The organism is Bradyrhizobium sp. CCGB20, from assembly GCF_024199855.1.
In the GTDB taxonomy this organism is placed as follows: Bacteria; Pseudomonadota; Alphaproteobacteria; order Rhizobiales; family Xanthobacteraceae; genus Bradyrhizobium.
Genome location: NZ_JANADN010000001.1, coordinates 8,321,629 through 8,338,482, shown reverse-complemented (window position 1 = coordinate 8,338,482; position 16,854 = coordinate 8,321,629). Strand labels below are relative to the sequence as shown.

Below are 16,854 nucleotides of genomic sequence, written 5' to 3'. Positions count from 1 at the left end.
CGTCCTACGAAGATCACCTCCGCCCGAACAGCTTCTCCACGTCGCTTAGCTTCAGCTCGACATAGGTCGGCCGGCCGTGATTGCACTGGCCGGAGTTCGGCGTCTCCTCCATCTCGCGGAGCAGGGCGTTCATCTCTTCCGGACGCAGCCGGCGGCCGGCTCGCACCGAGCCGTGGCAGGCCATGGTCGCGGCGACGTGCATCAGGCGGCGCTCGAGCGGCAGTGCCTCGTCCCATTCGGCCATGTGCTCGGAGAGATCGCGCAACAGGCCGCCCGTATTGGTCTTGCCGAGCAGCGACGGCGTCTCGCGCACCGCGACCGCGCCGGGTCCAAAGGATTCGATCGCAAGGCCGAATGACGCAAGCTCCTCGCTGCGCTCGAGCAGGCGCTCCACCGTCGCCTCGTCCATCTCGACGATCTCGGGAATCAGGAGGATCTGCCGCTGCACGCCGTTGGCGGCGAGCGACGCCTTCAGCCGTTCATAGACGATGCGTTCATGCGCGGCGTGCTGGTCGACGATGATCAGGCCGTCGCGGGTCTGCGAGACGATGTAAGTCTCGTGGATCTGCGTGCGCGCCGCGCCGAGCGGGCGATCGACGAGATCGCCGACCGGCTGCGCCTCGATCCGCACGTCGGCACTGGGCGCACCGACATCGAATGCGGCCTGTGCGCGCTCGGCGAAGGCGGGCGCAGCCGAGCCGTCGAAGGACGGCATCGGCGCGACCGGGGCGGATGGCGAAGCCCGCCAGTCCCAGCCTGCCGGGCGCGGCGTGAACGCGGGCCGGAACGAGGACAGCGCGCTCTCGCCGCTGTTGGCCGCCGTGCGCCGGCCCTCGCGTGCAAGCCCTTCCTTCAGTCCGTGCACGATCAGCGCGCGCACGAGGCCGGCGTTGCGGAAGCGTACCTCGGTCTTGGCCGGATGCACGTTGGCATCGACCTCGCGTGGATCGAGCGTGACGAACAGCGCCAGCACCGGATGGCGGTCGCGCGGCAGATAGTCGGCATAGGCCCCGCGCACTGCGCCGAGGATCAGCTTGTCGCGCACCGGGCGGCCGTTGACGAAGAGATATTGCCCGAGCGCGTTGGCCTTGGTCAGCGCGGGCGCCGCGGCATAGCCGGCGACGACGACGCCCTCGCGCTCGGCATGGACCTCGAAGGCATGGCTGCGGAACTCCGCGCCCAGGATATCGCCGAGCCGCGTCAGCCGTCCGGCGGCACCGGGCAGCGCCGCGGCCCAGGTCACCGGCGCGCGCTCCTCGCCCGCCAGCGTGAAGGCGATATCGGGCCGCGCCATGGCGAGGCGCCTGACCACCTCGCGGATCGCCTCCGCCTCGGTGCGGTCGGTCTTCAGGAATTTCAGCCGCGCGGGTGTTGCATAGAAGAGGTCGTTGACCTCGACGCGCGTGCCATGCGCCAGCGCGGCCGGCATGATCTCGGACTTCTCGCCGCCCTCGACCGACAGCGCCCAGGCATGCGGCTCGCTCGCGTGCCGTGTGGTGATGGAGAGACGCGCCACCGAGCCGATCGAGGGCAGCGCCTCGCCGCGGAACCCGAGGGTGCGGATCTGAAGCAAATCCTCGTCGTCGAGTTTTGACGTCGCATGGCGCTCGACCGCGAGTGCGAGATCCTTCGCGGTCATGCCGCCGCCGTCGTCGGTGATGCCGATCCGCCGCCGTCCACCGCCATCGGTGAAGACGTCGATCCGGCTCGCCCTGGCATCGATGGCGTTCTCGACGAGTTCCTTGACCACGCTCGCCGGACGCTCGACCACCTCGCCGGCGGCGATGCGGTTGACGACCTGCTCTGGCAATTGGCGGACGGGCATGGAGCTTTCGATTTGGATTCGCTGACGGCGCTATTCTAGGCCGTGTTGCGTCAAAAGCATGTGTTGGGCAACAGCCGTGTGGCGCCCTGGGGAAGAGGGATGCCTATCACATTGAAGACATTGGACGTTCGAGAAAATTCGCGCAGCCGGGATGGAGCGATCGTCCCGCTACCGTCCTGATTGTGGGGGCCCAAGCAGCGGTGTAGCATCGTGAAAAAATGGCAACAGGACGGGAGGACGCCATGTGCCATCTCTTCGCGCACCAGCCCCAACGCGACTACGAATCCCAGACCCGCTCTTTGCGGATCGGCGGGCACTGCACCTCGATCCGGCTGGAGATGGCGTTCTGGGATACGCTGGAGGAGATCGCGGCCAAGGAGAATATGAGCGTCGGCAAGTTCCTGACGACACTCTACAACGAGGTGCTCGACCATCACGGCGAGGTCAATAATTTCGCCTCGCTGCTGCGCTGCTCCTGCCTGATCTACCGCTCCAAGAGCATGGTGACGGTGCCGGAGTTCAAGGCCACAGTTGCACCGCTTCTCGACGCGGCCGAATAGAAGGGACGGCGTAGCCGCAGACGTGTAGCCCGGATGGAGCGCAGCGCAATCCGGGGCTTAGTGCCGGCTGATAGATTCCCGGATTACGCTTCGCTCCATCCGGGCTACGAGACCGCCTCAATTACCTCAAATCTCCTTCTTCTGCATCGCGCCGGCGATGTAATCCGCCTGCCGGATCGCGAGGGCGACGATGGTCAGCGTCGGGTTGCAGGCCGCGCCGCTGGTGAACTGGCTGCCGTCGGAGACGAACAGGTTCTTGACGTCGTGGCTCTGGCCGAACTTGTTGACCACGCCGTCGCGCGGCTTCTCGCTCATCCGGTTGGTGCCGAGATTATGCGTGCTCGGATAAGGCGGCGTCGGATAGGTCACGGTGGCGCCGACGGCGTCGTAGACCGCCGCCCCCTGCTTGTAGGCGTGCGCGCGCATCGCGACGTCGTTCGGGTGATCGTCGAAATGGACGCTCGCGACCGCCTGACCGTGCTTGTCCTTCACGCTGGGGTCGAGCGTGATGCGGTTGGTCTCCTGCGGCATGTCCTCGCCGACCAGCCACATGCCGGCCATTCGTGGATAGCCGTCAAGCGCCGCGGTGAACGGACGGCCCCAGGCGCCGGGATTGAGGAACGCCGCCATGAAGGGCAGCCCGATCGACAGCGTCTCCATCTCGTAGCCGCCGACGAAGCCGCGCTTCGGGTTGTTGACGGATTCGTCACGGATGATGCCGGCCATCGTGGTGCCGCGATACATGTGCACGGACTTCTCGAACACGGCATAGACGCTGCCAGTCATGTGCCGCATGTAGTTGCGGCCGACCTGACCGCTCGAGTTGGCGAGGCCATCGGGGAACATGCTCGAAGCGCTGTTCAGGAGTAGCCGCGGGCTTTCGATCGAATTGCCGGCGACCGCGACGATGCGGGCCTTCTGGCGCTGCATCGCGCCGGTCTCGTCGGCATAGACGACGCCGGTCACCTTGCCGCCGGCATCGTGCTCGATCTTGACCACCATGCTGCCGGGGCGGACCTCCAGATTGCCGGTGGCCTCGCCCTTCGGGATCTCGGTGTAGAGCGTCGACCATTTCGCACCGGATTTGCAGCCCTGGAAGCAGAAGCCGATCTGCTGGCAGGCGCCGCGCCCGTCACGCGGCTGGCTGTTGATCGCCATGTTGCCGGTGTGCACGGTCTTGTAGCCGAGCTTCTTCGCGCCCGCCTCCAGCACCTTGAAGTTATTGTTGCCGGGAAGTCCGGGAATGCCGTTGGTGCGGGTCACGCCCATCTTGTTCTCGGCCTTGGCGTACCACGGCTCCATCTCGGCCAGCGTCACCGGCCAATCCAGGAGGTTCGCGCCGGGAATGTTGCCGTAGGTGCTTTTCACCTTGAACTCGTGCTCGTCGAAGCGCAGCGACGCGCCGGCCCAATGCGTCGTCGAGCCGCCGACCGCCTTGACGATCCAGGCGGGAAGGCCCGAAAAATCCTTGGCGACACGCCATGTGCCCGACGTGGTGCGGGCATCGGTCCAGGCTAGCTGGGAAAAGCTCTCCCACTCGTCGTTGACGAAGTCCTGGTTCTCGATGCGCGGACCTGCTTCGAGGATGACCACCTTGACGCCCTTTTGCGCGAGCTCGTTGCCCAGCGTGCCGCCGCCGGCACCGGAGCCGACGATCACCGCAACGCTGGAGTCGTTCAGATCGAATTTTGCCATATGCGTTCTCCTGAACCGTTGGGTGAGCCTTAAGCCTTCGGCAGCCAGTCGATGTCGGCGAAGCCGCGGTTGATGTAGCCGCCGTGCTCGGCGGAAGAGCCCTCGTAGCCGAACCGCGGCCAGACCTCTTTCTGGTTGTAGAGCGACACGATGAGGTCGCCGCGCACCTTCTGGAAGAAGTCGCTTCCCTCGATCTCCTTCAGCAGCACCACGCGGTCGGCTTCCCAGGGCACTTCTGCGTAAGCCACCTTGTGGCGATCGCGCGCGTTCTGATCGAGCCGCGTGATGCCGTCGCTGATCAGCGATTTGACGGCGGGATCCTTGGCCGCCTTGCCGTCCCACGGCTTGATCGCGATGATGTAGTAACTGTCGCCGAGGAAGTCGTGCGGATAGATGTCGCGCGCGACCTTCAGCAGCGTCTTCATCGTCGCGGGCGTCAGCGAACTGGCATCATCGGCCCAGGCATCTTCGATGCTCACGGCGACGCTGGTCGCCACGGCCACGACTGGCACGGCCGTTGCCGCGCCCTTGAGAAAGACGCGGCGGCTGTGCTTGCTTCGACGATCGACTTCTCTCATGGCATGTCCTCCTTCGATGTTCGTGATTCTGATTCTTGTGATTTGATCAGCCGAAACGTCCGCCGCGCTGGATCACCTCGATCTTGTAGCCATCGGGATCGCTGACGAAGAAGAAGCGCGCCAGCGTCTTGCCGTCGTGCTTGAAGTCGCGCAGCGGTCCCGGTGCGAGCTTCTCGCGCTCGAAGCGGGCATGTTCGGCATCGAGATCCTCGACGACCACGGCGATATGTCCGTAGCCATCGCCGAGCTGATACGGCTCCTTGCGATCGAAATTCACCGTCAGCTCCACCTCGAAAGGTGAGGAGGGGTGACGCAGATAGATCAGGGCAAAGTCCGCGAATTTCAGATGGTCGGCGACCTCCAGGCCGAAGGCGCGCCTGTAGAAGTCGAGCGAGCGGGCCTCGTCGAGCACGCGGATCATGGAATGGACTGGCTTGGCCATTCAGTTCAGCTCCTTCAGGTAGGCGATGATGGCGGCGCGCGTCTCCGGCTTCGCCTGCCGGTAGACCATGGTCACGCCTGGAACGACGGCCGGCGGATTGGTCAGCCAGGCGTCGAGCTTCGTCTCGTCCCAGGCAAAGTCCGCTTTCGCCAGCGCCTCCGAGTATTTGAAGCCTTCGATCTTGCCGGCCGGGCGGCCAACGATCCTGACCAGCGGCGGACCCTGCCGCATCGGCTCCGACGAATTTGTCGTGTGGCACACCGCGCATTGCTGCTTGAAGAGTGTCGCGCCATCCGGCGGCTTTGCGGCCGGTAACGGCATTTGCGCATCGGCAACCCGCACCACCAGCACCATCGCGGTGCACAATCCCAGCACGATCGCGCGCATCGCCTACAGCTCGCCCATCCACATCAACCTCGGCCTGCGCAAACTCTAGGCGCCGCCAAAGATGCGGTGGTAGTAGCGGGCTGTTTCGCTGCGAGCGGGATGGCTGTGGCGTGCGGTGTTCCGCGCTGCCTTATATGCGGAGCACAATTCCGCGAAACCGCCGTCAAATCCCTAAACGATCACCACACGATGCGGATTGCATGACGACCGCGCCGCTTGATTTCTTTACGCGATGCAATGGCCCGGTGCAGGCAAGCGGCGCAGGAAACGGCCGAGCCGTTCATCGCGAAAAAATCCAGGAGAAATGGATGAAGTTGGTGAAGACCTCGATGATCGCATGCGCGCTGTCGGCTCTGGTTGCGACGCCCGTTCTCGCGCAAGGTGCACCACCCGCTAAGACAGGCGGCACCGTGCAGAGCAAACCCATGCAAGGCGGCACGATGGGCAGCGGCGATGAGGAGATGACTGCTCCGCCGGGCGCAGCCGGCGAGAAGACGGGCATGAAATCGACCAAAGGCACCAGAGGCACGGTCGGCACCACCGGCAGCGCTGCGCATAAGGGGACCGCCGACGATTCCACCACGGGCGGTGCCGCCCCGGGTAAGCGTTACTAGCCCTGTCGGGGAAACCACAGAACTCCGGTCGCTCTGCGGCCGGAGTTTTTTGCGCTAGTCGTCGAAGCGGCCGCCGCGCTTCGACTTGACGTCGCTGCGGCGCTTCTTGCCGTCGAGCCGGCGCTGCTTGGAGGCAAAGGTCGGCCGCGTCGCCCGGCGCGGTGTCGGCCGTATCATCGCCTCGGTCAGGATATCGACGAGCCGGTCGATAGCGTCCTGCCGGTTACGCTCCTGGGTGCGGAAGCGCTGGGCGTGGATCACGATGACGCCGTCCTTGGTCATGCGCTGACCGGCGATGCGGGCGAGCCGGATCGCCGCATCTTCCGGCAAGGTCAGCTTGCGCGTGTCGAAGCGCAGCTGGGCCGAGGTCGCGACCTTGTTGACGTTCTGCCCGCCCGGGCCGGAGGCGCGGACGAAGCCGATCTCGATATCGTCCTCGTCGATGACGAGATCGCGGGATATCCGCAGCATGGGGGCACCATTCGTGATGTCCGGACATATCGCGGACGTCCACGTTCGGCAATGGTGCATCGTGGAAACGGAAATGGCCGGGACGAGCCCGGCCATTTCGGAAAACGTCGGGGACGTCAGTTCGACTTCGTCGCCGGTGCTGCTGCGGGCTGCGCGGCTGCCTGCGGCGCGCGGCCGACGACGACGGTCAGAAGCCCCTGGCCCCAGAGGCGCTTGGCGGCTGCCTTGGCGTCGTCCAGGGTGACCGCATCGACGATGGCGTTGCGCTTCTCGATATAGTCGATCGGGAGCTTGTCCTGCTGATATTGCAGCAGCGCCTGCGCGAGCTTGGAGGACGTATCCAGCGCCAGCATCTGCGAGCCCTTGAGGTAGGACTTGGCCTCGTCGAGCTCCTTTTGCGTCGGGCCCTCCTCGGCGATGCGGCGCACTTCCTTGTCGATGGCGTCGATGGTGTCGCCGGCGCGGTCGGCGCGGGTGCCGGTGTTGCCGATGAAGACCGCCGAATGCTCCATCCAGAGCAGCGATTCGAACACGGAATAAGCCAGCCCGCGCTTCTCGCGGACCTCGCGATAGAGCCGCGAGGACAGTCCGCCGCCGCCCAGGATGTGGTTGACGACATAGGCCGCCATGAAGTTCGGATCGCTGCGCTTCACGCCGGGCCCGCCGAAGGTGATCACGGTCTGCGGCACGTCAAGCTGCACGAAGGCGCGCTGCGGTGGCTTTGCAGCCTCGACGTCGGCGACCGGCGTGAGCTTGGCCTTGGCGGGCAGGGCGCCAAACGTGTGATCGAGCAGCTTGCCGAGGGTCGCCGGATCGACGTCGCCGACGACCGCGATCTTCAGCCCGTCCTTTGCGAGCACGCGGCCGACATAGTCCTTCATGTCGGCGACCGTGATGGTCGGCACGCTGTCGAGGTTGCCGTTGGTCTGCCGGCCATAGGGATGATCGCCGAAGGCGACCTCCAGGAATTTGCGGCTCGCCAGCGAGGTCGGGTTGGTGGTCTCGCGGCGCAGGCCCGAGATGACCTGCGAGCGGATGCGTTCGACGTCGGCGGTGTCGAAATGCGGCGAGGTCAACGCGCTCCTGAGCAGGTCGAAGGCTTCGTCCTTGTTGTCGCGCAGCATCCGCAGGCTGCCGCGGAACGTATCGCGCGTGGCGCTGAAGGAGAGCTCGATGGCGCGGCGGTCGAGCCGCTCATGGAAGGTCTTGGAATCGAGATCGCCGGAGCCTTCGTCGAGGAGATCGCCGACCAGATTGGCGACGCCGGCCTTGTCCTTGGGATCCTGCGCCGCGCCGCCGGCAAAGGAATATTCCATGGCGATCAGCGGCACGGTCGCATCCTGCACGAACCAGGCTTCGATGCCGCCCGGCGAGGTCAGGTGCTGGATCTTTGCCGCGGCTTGCGACGGCGAGCTCGTCGCCAGCGCGAGTGCCGCGCCGGTGACAAGGGAGAATGCAACGCGTCGAAGGAAGGGATAGGTCACGAACGCTTCTCCTCGCGCTTGGCGGCACTGGTGTCCTTGATCAGATAGCCCGTCACCGAGCGCTTCTTCTCGAGCCATTTCTGCGCAGCCGTGCGAACCTGCTCGGCGGTGACCGCGCGGATGCGGTCGGGCCAGCTTCTGATGTCCTCGATCGACAGGCCCGTGGTCAGCGCGCCGCCATACCAGCGCGCCAGCACTGCCTGGTTGTCCTGGGCGTAGATCGCCTCTGCAATGAGCTGGGTCTTGACCCGCTCGAGGTCCTCGGCGCGGATTGGGTTCTGGGCGATGTCGGCGATGACGCCGTCGACCACTTGCTCGACATCGGCAAAGCTGACGCCCGGCTTCGGCGCGGCCGAGATCGCGAACTGGGTCGGGTCGAGCGAGATGCTCGAATAGCTGGCGCTGGCGGAGACCGCGAGCGGCTTGTCGACCACGAGCGCGCGGTAGAGATAGGAATTGCTGCCGCTGCCCATCAGCTGCGCCAGCACGTCGAGGGCCGCGCTTTCACCGGCCGCGGCGGTCGTCGCCGAGGGCACGAGGTAGTAGCGGCGCAGGCTCGGCTGCTCGACGCGCGGATCGGCCAGCGTGACGGTGCGCGGTGCCGCCGGCTCCGGCTCCTGCGGACGAACGCGGCGCGCCGGGATCGCGGGCTGGGCCGGGATGGAGCCGAAATTGCGTTCGACCAGCGGACGGATGTCGGCGGCTTCGACGTCGCCGGCGATCACCAGGATCGCGTTGTTCGGCGCGTAGAAGCGGCGGTAGAAGGCGAGCGCATCCTCGCGGTCGAGCTTCTCGATCTCCTGGTGCCAGCCGATCACCGGCCGGCCGTAGGGATGGTTGAGATAAAGCGCGGCCATGATCTGCTCGTTGAGCCGCGCGTCCGGATTGTTGGCGACGCGCATGTTGTACTCCTCGAGCACGACGTCGCGCTCGGGCAGCACGTTCTCGTCCTTGAGGATCAGGCCGGTCATGCGGTCGGCCTCGAACTCCATCATGGTCGGCAGCTGCTCTTTCGGCACGCGCTGGTAGTAGTTGGTGTAGTCGACCGAGGTCGAGGCATTCTCGTTGCCGCCGACGCGGAGCACGGTCTGGGAGAATTCGCCGACGGGATGCTTCGAAGTGCCCTTGAACATCAGGTGCTCGAGGAAGTGCGCGAGCCCGGACTTGCCCGGCGTCTCGTCGGCCGAGCCGACCTTGTACCAGATCATCTCCGTGACCACGGGCGTGCGGTGGTCCGGGATCACCACGACCTGCATGCCGTTGGCGAGCGTGAAGCTGGCGGGCGGAGCCGATGTCACCGTCGTCTGGGCGAGGGCGGCGCCGGCTGAGAGGACACTTGTCGAAAGCAGCGCGGCAAGGAGGCAGGCGGCCGATCGGTAGGAGGACATCATAATCCTTATGAAAAAGGCCGAGGTCCGGATGTCCGGCTCGGAGGCACGGCATGCTACACCGTGCGGCTGAGGCTTCGCCTCACGAAGCAGAGAACTCAGCTCGAAGGCAAGTTACTGATAAGCAATTTGCAGGTCGCGTCCGGCGTGCATAAACCGCCGGCGCCAGGTCCGCGCCGGTCAGGATGTCGCGGTGGACAGGAACGCTATTGTTCCTTGTCCTTGCCCGACATGATGTCGAAATAGGTCCGGCGCGACTTGTCCGGCCCGGCGCCATAGGCGTAGTTCGGGGACGGCGTCTGGTAGCCCGGCGGCGGCTCGACCAGCGACGAGCGCGGCGGCTCGGTGGTGAATTGCTTCTCTTCGGAGCTATTGCCGCCCTTCATCATGTTCCACAGGCCACCGGAGAAACCGAGCTGGGCGGGGCTGAGCGACGGGTTGGCGTTGGTGCCCGGCTGAATCGGATCATTGCTGGTGCGCTCGGGCGCGGCGACCTGGCCGGCCTTCATCTCGGCGGGCGTCAGCGGCTGGGCGGCCTGCCAGTTCTCCGTCGCCTTGGTGGCCTTCTTCCGCGCGGCGATGGCTTCCTTGCGCCGCTTCTCCTCGGGGTCCTTGGGCCAGTTCGGCGCGGCCTTGGCCTGGGTCGCGGGAGGCGGCAGGTCGAGCTTGGGCGGCACCACCAGCGGCGAGCGCTCGCGGTATTCGATGCCGGGCTTTTCCATGCTTTTGGCGCCGATGCCGGACATCAGATTGTCGATGATCTTCTCTTCGAAGGTCATCCCGTCATCTTCGTCGTCGTCACCGGCGCGGGCCGCGCCTGCCGACATGACGAGGCCGACGCCGAGCGCGACAGCGGATAATTTCAACGCCCGCCAGACCCCCGATTTGGGGTCTCGAACCATCGAACCGCTGGTCTTCGAGCTGCGCATCGCTGTACCTGTTCCATATTGTGGCAGATTGCCGCTCGCGCGCGGCCAAACGCTCGCAAAAGCAGGGTTCCACCTGCCGGTCCGTATCGGCCGGGATCAGGGCGCTTTTGCGGCGGGTACCCCCAGGAAGGAATCATACAATAGCGCCGCCACCCCAGCAACGATGGCCACGTCCGCGAGGTTAAACACATACCAATTATAGGTATTTCCGGCGATCTCGATATGGAACAGGGCGAAATCGACCACCGCGCCGTAGGCGAAGCGGTCGATGCCGTTGCCGATCGCGCCGCCGATGATCAGGCCCAGCGCGACGGTCGCAAGCCAGGTGTGCGAGCGCGCCATCCAGATCGCCAGCGCGACCACGGCGACGGCCTTGACCGCCATCAGCGCGATCTGTGCCGCTTGGCTGTCGTTCTGGAGCCAGCCGAAGCTGATGCCGATATTCCAGGCCAGCACCAGGTCGAAGAACGGCATCACCTTCACCACGCCGCGGCGGGCGAGGTCGAACACGTTCAGCAGCCAGAGCTTTGAGGCCTGGTCGGCCACCACCGTGACCACGGCCGCGAGGATGCCGGCGTGAAGCGGGGTCATGGCCGTCCGATCAGACGCTTACGCCCAACGCCTTCCATTCGCGCAACGCCTTGGCGTCGCGCGGGGTGACGTCGGGGTATTCAGGGTCTTCGCCCACCATGGGCGAGATCTTCCAGGAGCGGGCGCATTTGGTGCCGACCGCCTTCTCGACGACGACTGCGACGCCGGGCACGGCATCGAGACGGAACGCATTGGCCGGCGCCTCGCCCTCACGCACCTCGTAGTTCGAGGTGATGCAGACCTCGGCGAGATCGGTGTCGAACAGGGTCATCAGCATATCCCGATCGGCCACGTAGATCACCGGCGAGGCCTCCAGCGACGAGCCGATGTTCTTGGCAGCGCGTTCGAGCTCGAGCGCACCGGTGACGACGCGGCGGACGTTGCGGATCGTCTCCCACTTCGCGGCGAGCTTGTCGTCGCGGAGCTGCTCGATGCCGTCGGGAAACAGGGTCAAATGGACGGACGGCTGCGCCTTCGGCCGGAACATCCGCCAGGCTTCCTCGGTCGTGAAGCTCAGGATCGGCGCGAGCCATTTCAGGAGGGCATCGCACAACAGGTCGATCGTGGTGAGCGCGGCCTTGCGCGCCGGCGAGGACGGCGGGTCGCAATACAGCGTGTCCTTGCGGATATCGAAGTAGAACGCCGACAGCTCGGAGTTCATGAAGGCCGAGAGGCTTGCGACGACGGTCTTGTAGTCGAAGGCGGCATAGGCCTTGCGAACGGTTTCGGCATGGCCGGCCAGTTCGTGCAGCATCAGCCGCTCGAGCTCGGGCATCTCGGCGTAGGCGACCTTCTCGCTCGGCTTGAAGTGATGCAGCGTGCCAAGCATCCAGCGGATCGAGTTGCGCAGCTTGCGATAGGTCTCGATGGTGTTTTTCAGGATCTCCGGGCCGATGCGCTGATCGTCGGCATAGTCGGTAGCGCAGACCCACAGGCGCAGGATGTCCGCGCCCGAATCCTTGATCACCTTCTGCGGCTCGACGGTGTTGCCGAGCGACTTCGACATCTTGCGGCCGTTCTCGTCGAGCGTGAAGCCGTGGGTCAGCACGATATCGTAGGGCGCGCGGCCCCGCGTGCCCGCGCTTTCCAGCAGCGAGGAATGGAACCAGCCGCGATGCTGGTCGCTGCCTTCCAGATACATCACGGTGTCGTTGCCGCCGTCGATCTTGCGGACGATGTTGCCGAGCTGCGGGAAGTTCTGCCGATCCTCGAGCACGAAGGCGTGCGTGGAGCCGGAATCGAACCAGACGTCGCAGATGTCGTCGACCTTCTTCCAGTCTTCACTCGCGCGAGAGCCGAGGAAGCGCTCGCGGGCGCCGTCCATGTACCAGGCGTCGGCGCCTTCTTCCATGAAGGCTTCGCTGATGCGCTGGTTGACGATCTCGTCCTGCAGGATCTCGGCCGAGCCGTCGCTCTTCTCGCGCACGAACACGGCGATCGGCACGCCCCAGGCGCGCTGGCGCGAGATCACCCAGTCCGGGCGGTTGGCGATCATCCCGTTGATGCGGTTCTCGCTCGACGGCGGCACCCATTGCGTGACCGAGATCGCACGCAGCGCGCGGGCGCGCAGCGTGTCGCCCTTCTTCGCGTGGCCATCCTCGCTGATGTCCTTGTCCATCGCGATGAACCATTGCGGCGTGTTGCGGAAGATCACCGGCTTCTTCGAGCGCCACGAATGCGGATATTGGTGCTTGAGACGGCCGCGCGCGAGCAGCTTGCCGCCCTCGATCAGCGCCTTGATCACGGCCTCGTTGGCATCGCCCTTTTCGCCCTTGTCGTTGAGCACGCGCTTGCCGGTGAAGCCGGGCGCCTGTGCGGTGTAGGCGCCGTTCTCGTCGACGGTATAGGGGATCGCGGTTGGGATGCCGCGCGCGTCAAGCTCGCGCGCATTCGCCATCCAGACATCGAAGTCCTCGCGGCCATGGCCGGGGGCGGTGTGCACGAAGCCGGTGCCGGTGTCGTCGGTGACATGATCGCCGGCGAGCAGCGGCACGATGAACTCGTAACCGCCATCGAGGCCGCGCAAGGGATGGGCGCATTCGACGGCGTCCAGCGTGTCGCCGGGAATGTCGCGCACTTTCTCATAGGACGTGACGCGCGCCTGCTTGAACACCTCTGCGGCCACCGCATCGGCCAGGATCAGGAGGTCGCCGGTCTTGGTCCAATTGTCGCTGGGCGCGTCCGTCACCTTGTAGAGGCCGTAGGCGATCTTCGGCGAGAACGAGATGGCGCGGTTGCCGGGCAGCGTCCAGGGCGTGGTGGTCCAGATCACGACGCTTGCGGAGGCGAGCGCGCCATGAGCCGGCGAGGTGACCGGGAATTTCACCCACACCATGTCGGACGTGTAGTCCTCGTACTCGACCTCGGCTTCCGCCAGCGCGGTCTTCTCGACCACGCTCCACATCACCGGCTTGGAGCCGCGATACAGCGTGCCGTTGGCCGCGAACTTCATCAGCTCGCGCGCGATCTGCGCTTCGGCGGGGTAGGTCATCGTCTGATAGGGATGGTCCCAATCGCCGATGATGCCGAGCCGCTTGAATTCCTCGCGCTGCACGTCGATCCAGTGGCTCGCATAGGCGCGGCACTCTTTACGGAACGCCACCATCGCGGCGGAGTCGCGGAAATCGGGCTTCTGCTTGCCCTTCTTGCGGTAGTTCTCTTCCTCGATCTTCCATTCGATCGGCAGGCCGTGGCAGTCCCAGCCGGGCACGTAGTTGGAGTCGAAGCCGAGCATCTGCTGGCTCTTGGTCACGACATCCTTGAGGATCTTGTTCAGCGCGTGCCCGATATGGATGTTGCCGTTGGCGTAGGGCGGGCCGTCATGCAGTACGAATTTGGCGCGGCCCTCGGCCTCCTGGCGCAGCTTGTCGTAGAGGCCGATGTCGTTCCAGTATTTCAGCAGTTCCGGCTCGCGCTGCGGCAGGCCGGCGCGCATCGGGAATTCGGTCTGCGGCAAATAAAGGGTCTTGGAATAGTCTTTGGCGTCGGGCTTTTGCGGCTTTTCGGACATGGGGCTGACTGGCTCGGAAGGGCGCGGGAACGGATGGCGATGCGGAATCGCGGGGTGAAACGACAAAATCCCGGTCTTGCGCCGAGCCCTTGGGCTCAGGCGGAAGCCGGGCCGCTAATCCCTATGATGCGCCGCGCAAACATGGGCACTCCATAGCAGGGGGCCAAGGGAAGCGCAAAAGGTTCGGCGGGCCGGATTTGGGCCTTAATCGATCACGCCAAGCCGCGGAAAAGCGTCCGGGGCGGCGGCCAGCATGGCGCGGGCGCGGGCGGAATCGTCGTCCATCTGGCGGATCAGGGCATCCAGGCTGTCGAATTTCAGCTCCTCGCGGATGAAACCGATGAAGGCGCAGTCGAGCGCTTGCCCGTAGAGGTCGCCCTTGAAGTCGAACAGGAAGATTTCCAGCAGCGGGGCGCCGTTGTCGAAAGTCGGGCGGCGGCCAAAGCTTGCCACCCCGTCCAGCCGCTCGGTGCCACGGCCGACCCGCACGGCGTAGATGCCGTGCTTGAGGCCGCAATTGCCATCGAGGCGGATGTTGGCGGTGGGATAGCCGAGGTCGCGGCCGCGCTTCTCGCCGTGAATCACCTCGCCGGAGACGAACCACGGCGCGCCCAGCATGGTGGTGGCTTCGTCGAGCTGCCCCTCCGCGAGCGCGATCCGGATGGCGCTGGAGGAGACCGGCCGCTCGTCGATGTCGACATGCGGCTGCACGTCGACCTCGATGCCGAGCCGGGGCGCCTCGTGCGTCAGGAGGCTCGGCGAGCCGACGCGGCCCTTGCCGAAATGAAAGTCGTAGCCGACCGCAATTCCGCTGACGCCGAGGCGCCCGATCAGGTCATGGTGAATGAAATCTTGCGCGCTGGTTCCGGCCCTGGCCTTGTCGAAGGTCATGACCACGGCGCCGGCCAGCCCGGTGCCGGCCAAAAGCCGCAGCTTGGCCCGCTCGTCCGTCAGGCGGAATTGCGGGGTGTTCGGGCTGAAAAACCGGCGCGGATGCGGCTCGAAGGTCAATGCCAGCGCAGGGCGGCCATGCGTCCGGCCCATTTCCAGGGCCGCTGCGATCACCGCGCGATGGCCGAGGTGAACGCCGTCGAAATTGCCCATGGCGACCACGGCGCCCCTCAAAATCGCGGAATCCGGCGTGGAGTCGCGGATAACGGTAAAATGCGGGACCATCAGGGGAATTCTCGAAGCGGCAGGACCGGTCCGGACCGTGGCTTGACCGGCCGGATGAAGTCAAGCGGCAGGGGGCCGGCCGCATTGAACATGATTTCAGTCCTTCGGAGGCGCGCCCAGTTAACGCGCTGTTTAACGCCTTGGTGCTAGTCCTTGAAATGTGGAACAGCGGGGCTGAGGTCCGGCTGGTCCGATCGTAATATTTCCTGGGTTTGCGTTGGGGGAGTCGAGATGGCGGTTGATTTGTCGATGTCGGTTCTGGTGGTTGATGACTACAGCACCATGATCCGTATCATCAGGAATCTCCTGAAGCAGCTTGGCTTCGAGAATATCGATGATGCAAGCGACGGTTCGGCGGCGCTGAACAAGATGCGTGGCAAGAAGTACGGGCTCGTGATTTCCGATTGGAACATGGAGCCGATGACGGGTTACGACCTGCTGCGCGAAGTGCGCGCGGATCCGAACCTCGCCACCACGCCCTTCATCATGATCACCGCGGAATCGAAGACCGAGAACGTGATCGCGGCCAAGAAGGCCGGCGTGAACAACTACATCGTCAAGCCGTTCAACGCGGCGACGCTGAAGACCAAGATCGAAGCGGTCTTCCCGGACATGGCGAGCGCGTAAGCGCGCTCTTCGCCGGATCAAAAATCTTCCATTGGGAACGTCATGCCCGGGCTTTGTCCCGGGCATCCGCGTTTGTTGATCTGCGAAGGAACTCGCGTGCGGCTAGCTCATGGGCGAGCGGGAGCGACACTGTCCTTCGGACGGCTAAAGCCCGGCCATGACGGCTGTTGGGTCTCAGCAATTGGTCTAAGCCCGCAGCACCTGCGCGAGCCGCGCCATCACCACTTCAATTCGCGCATCAGCGCCTTCGGCGGGTGACCGAACAATTCCATCACGGAATTCGGGTCGAGCTGGTCGAGCCCCTCGAACTCCTCGGCATGGATGCCGCGGGTGACGAACAGGCAGTCGATGCCGAATTCGCGCGCGCCGGTGAGGTCGGTGCGGACGGAATCGCCGATCGCCAGCACCTTCCTGCGGTCGATCTGATGGCCCTGGCGCTCGCCGGCGAGCGCCATCGCGCGCTCGTAGATCGGACGATGCGGCTTGCCGTAGAAGATCACTTCGCCGCCGAGTTCGCGATAGAGTTCCGCGATCGCGCCGGCGCAATAGATCAGCCGGTCGCCGCGCTCCACCACGATGTCGGGGTTGGCGCAGACCAGCGTCAGCTTGCGCTCGCGCGCCTTCAGCATCATGCCGCGATAGTCTTCCGCCGTCTCGGTCTCGTCGTCATAGAGGCCGGTGCAGACGATGTAGTCGGCCTCTTCCAGCGGCGCGGTCGTCGCATCGAGGCCGCGATAGATCGAGTTGTCGCGCTCGGGGCCGAGCCAGAACATCCTGCTTCCGGGATGCTCGGCGACATAGAGCCGCGTCAAATCGCCCGACGAGACGATCGCGTCATAGGTTTCGTCGGCCACGCCGAGCTTGCGCAACTGCCGCTGCACGGAGTCCGCGGGGCGCGGTGCGTTGGTGATCAGGATCACCGTACCGCCACGGCTGCGATAGGTGTGCAGCGCCTCGCAGGCCTCGGGGAAGGATTCCAGGCCGTTGTGAACCACGCCCCAGATGTCGCTGAGCACGACGTCGACGCCGCCCACGAGTTCGCGCAGGCTTTCGGCGAAATGCAGTGTTGTCATGATG

Annotated in this window: 16 protein-coding genes; 3 read left to right on the top strand and 13 right to left on the bottom strand. The window is 65.2% G+C overall.

Going from position 1 to position 16,854, the window contains the following annotated elements; all coding sequences use genetic code 11:
• Positions 1–13: 13 nt before the first annotated feature.
• Positions 14–1,825, bottom strand: a complete 1,812-nt coding sequence (mutL, locus tag NLM15_RS39260) for a DNA mismatch repair endonuclease MutL (RefSeq protein ID WP_254123311.1) — start codon at positions 1,823–1,825, stop codon at positions 14–16.
• 242 nt (positions 1,826–2,067) lie between these two features.
• Here mutL and NLM15_RS39255 point away from each other — a divergent pair, with 242 nt between their 5' ends.
• Positions 2,068–2,385, top strand: coding sequence for a ribbon-helix-helix domain-containing protein (locus NLM15_RS39255; RefSeq protein WP_254123310.1), 318 nt, complete (start codon positions 2,068–2,070; stop codon positions 2,383–2,385).
• Positions 2,386–2,511: 126 nt separating this feature from the next.
• On the opposite strand, the gene NLM15_RS39250 is transcribed toward NLM15_RS39255, so the two are convergent.
• The 4 genes from NLM15_RS39250 to NLM15_RS39235 are packed head-to-tail and all read right to left on the bottom strand — an operon-like array spanning position 2,512 to position 5,487.
• A complete protein-coding gene (locus NLM15_RS39250) occupies positions 2,512–4,080 on the bottom strand; it encodes a GMC family oxidoreductase (protein WP_254123309.1) in 1,569 nt (522 codons plus the stop codon).
• Positions 4,081–4,109: 29 nt separating this feature from the next.
• Positions 4,110–4,658 carry a gluconate 2-dehydrogenase subunit 3 family protein gene (locus NLM15_RS39245; RefSeq protein ID WP_254123308.1) on the bottom strand — a complete coding sequence of 183 codons (549 nt, stop codon included), beginning with the start codon at positions 4,656–4,658 and terminating at the stop codon, positions 4,110–4,112.
• 46 nt (positions 4,659–4,704) lie between these two features.
• Entirely contained in the window at positions 4,705–5,100 is a 396-nt protein-coding gene (locus tag NLM15_RS39240; protein WP_254123307.1) for a VOC family protein, read from the bottom strand.
• The gene (locus NLM15_RS39235) at positions 5,101–5,487 is read right to left on the bottom strand and encodes a cytochrome c family protein (RefSeq protein ID WP_254123306.1); all 387 of its coding nucleotides are present in this window, start codon (positions 5,485–5,487) and stop codon (positions 5,101–5,103) included. It abuts the gene before it with no gap.
• A gap of 200 nt (positions 5,488–5,687) precedes the next feature.
• Between NLM15_RS39235 and NLM15_RS39230 the strand changes: the two genes are divergently transcribed.
• Positions 5,688–6,101 carry a hypothetical protein gene (locus tag NLM15_RS39230; protein ID WP_254123305.1) on the top strand — a complete coding sequence of 138 codons (414 nt, stop codon included), beginning with the start codon at positions 5,688–5,690 and terminating at the stop codon, positions 6,099–6,101.
• A gap of 54 nt (positions 6,102–6,155) precedes the next feature.
• On the opposite strand, the gene arfB is transcribed toward NLM15_RS39230, so the two are convergent.
• The 7 genes from arfB to NLM15_RS39195 form a co-directional block, all read right to left on the bottom strand.
• Complete coding sequence (gene arfB / locus NLM15_RS39225; protein WP_254123304.1) at positions 6,156–6,572, bottom strand: alternative ribosome rescue aminoacyl-tRNA hydrolase ArfB; 417 nt, start codon at positions 6,570–6,572, stop codon at positions 6,156–6,158.
• Positions 6,573–6,688: 116 nt separating this feature from the next.
• Positions 6,689–8,056 (bottom strand): pitrilysin family protein, encoded by a 1,368-nt coding sequence (locus NLM15_RS39220; protein ID WP_254123303.1) that lies wholly within the window; start codon positions 8,054–8,056, stop codon positions 6,689–6,691.
• On the bottom strand, positions 8,053–9,447 hold the full coding sequence (locus NLM15_RS39215) for a M16 family metallopeptidase (RefSeq protein WP_375166916.1): 1,395 nt from the start codon (positions 9,445–9,447) through the stop codon (positions 8,053–8,055). The genes NLM15_RS39220 and NLM15_RS39215 overlap by 4 nt, the downstream gene beginning before the upstream one ends.
• 203 nt (positions 9,448–9,650) lie before the next feature.
• A complete protein-coding gene (locus NLM15_RS39210) occupies positions 9,651–10,373 on the bottom strand; it encodes a hypothetical protein (RefSeq protein ID WP_254123301.1) in 723 nt (240 codons plus the stop codon).
• A 96-nt stretch (positions 10,374–10,469) separates the two neighbouring features.
• The gene (lspA, locus tag NLM15_RS39205; RefSeq protein ID WP_254123300.1) at positions 10,470–10,964 is read right to left on the bottom strand and encodes a signal peptidase II; all 495 of its coding nucleotides are present in this window, start codon (positions 10,962–10,964) and stop codon (positions 10,470–10,472) included.
• A gap of 10 nt (positions 10,965–10,974) precedes the next feature.
• Positions 10,975–13,974 (bottom strand): isoleucine--tRNA ligase, encoded by a 3,000-nt coding sequence (ileS, locus tag NLM15_RS39200; RefSeq protein WP_254123299.1) that lies wholly within the window; start codon positions 13,972–13,974, stop codon positions 10,975–10,977.
• 204 nt (positions 13,975–14,178) lie between these two features.
• Positions 14,179–15,150 (bottom strand): bifunctional riboflavin kinase/FAD synthetase, encoded by a 972-nt coding sequence (locus tag NLM15_RS39195; protein ID WP_254123298.1) that lies wholly within the window; start codon positions 15,148–15,150, stop codon positions 14,179–14,181.
• Positions 15,151–15,381: 231 nt separating this feature from the next.
• On the opposite strand from NLM15_RS39195, the gene NLM15_RS39190 reads away from it, so the two are divergent.
• On the top strand, positions 15,382–15,777 hold the full coding sequence (locus NLM15_RS39190) for a response regulator (protein ID WP_007596883.1): 396 nt from the start codon (positions 15,382–15,384) through the stop codon (positions 15,775–15,777).
• Positions 15,778–15,995: 218 nt separating this feature from the next.
• On the opposite strand, the gene NLM15_RS39185 is transcribed toward NLM15_RS39190, so the two are convergent.
• Positions 15,996–16,850, bottom strand: coding sequence for a TIGR01459 family HAD-type hydrolase (locus NLM15_RS39185; RefSeq protein ID WP_254123297.1), 855 nt, complete (start codon positions 16,848–16,850; stop codon positions 15,996–15,998).
• Between the last annotated feature and the right edge of the window lie 4 nt (positions 16,851–16,854).

Coding starts and splice junctions, on each gene's coding strand:
- NLM15_RS39230 (WP_254123305.1), top strand. CDS start 5,688: ATGACGACCGCGCCGCTTGATTTCTTTACGCGATGCAATGGCCCGGTG.
- lspA (WP_254123300.1), bottom strand. CDS start 10,964: ATGACCCCGCTTCACGCCGGCATCCTCGCGGCCGTGGTCACGGTGGTG.
- NLM15_RS39190 (WP_007596883.1), top strand. CDS start 15,382: ATGGCGGTTGATTTGTCGATGTCGGTTCTGGTGGTTGATGACTACAGC.
- ileS (WP_254123299.1), bottom strand. CDS start 13,974: ATGTCCGAAAAGCCGCAAAAGCCCGACGCCAAAGACTATTCCAAGACC.
- NLM15_RS39195 (WP_254123298.1), bottom strand. CDS start 15,150: ATGGTCCCGCATTTTACCGTTATCCGCGACTCCACGCCGGATTCCGCG.
- NLM15_RS39250 (WP_254123309.1), bottom strand. CDS start 4,080: ATGGCAAAATTCGATCTGAACGACTCCAGCGTTGCGGTGATCGTCGGC.
- NLM15_RS39185 (WP_254123297.1), bottom strand. CDS start 16,850: ATGACAACACTGCATTTCGCCGAAAGCCTGCGCGAACTCGTGGGCGGC.
- NLM15_RS39210 (WP_254123301.1), bottom strand. CDS start 10,373: ATGCGCAGCTCGAAGACCAGCGGTTCGATGGTTCGAGACCCCAAATCG.
- NLM15_RS39215 (WP_375166916.1), bottom strand. CDS start 9,447: ATGATGTCCTCCTACCGATCGGCCGCCTGCCTCCTTGCCGCGCTGCTT.
- NLM15_RS39235 (WP_254123306.1), bottom strand. CDS start 5,487: ATGCGCGCGATCGTGCTGGGATTGTGCACCGCGATGGTGCTGGTGGTG.
- NLM15_RS39240 (WP_254123307.1), bottom strand. CDS start 5,100: ATGGCCAAGCCAGTCCATTCCATGATCCGCGTGCTCGACGAGGCCCGC.
- mutL (WP_254123311.1), bottom strand. CDS start 1,825: ATGCCCGTCCGCCAATTGCCAGAGCAGGTCGTCAACCGCATCGCCGCC.
- NLM15_RS39245 (WP_254123308.1), bottom strand. CDS start 4,658: ATGAGAGAAGTCGATCGTCGAAGCAAGCACAGCCGCCGCGTCTTTCTC.
- arfB (WP_254123304.1), bottom strand. CDS start 6,572: ATGCTGCGGATATCCCGCGATCTCGTCATCGACGAGGACGATATCGAG.
- NLM15_RS39255 (WP_254123310.1), top strand. CDS start 2,068: ATGTGCCATCTCTTCGCGCACCAGCCCCAACGCGACTACGAATCCCAG.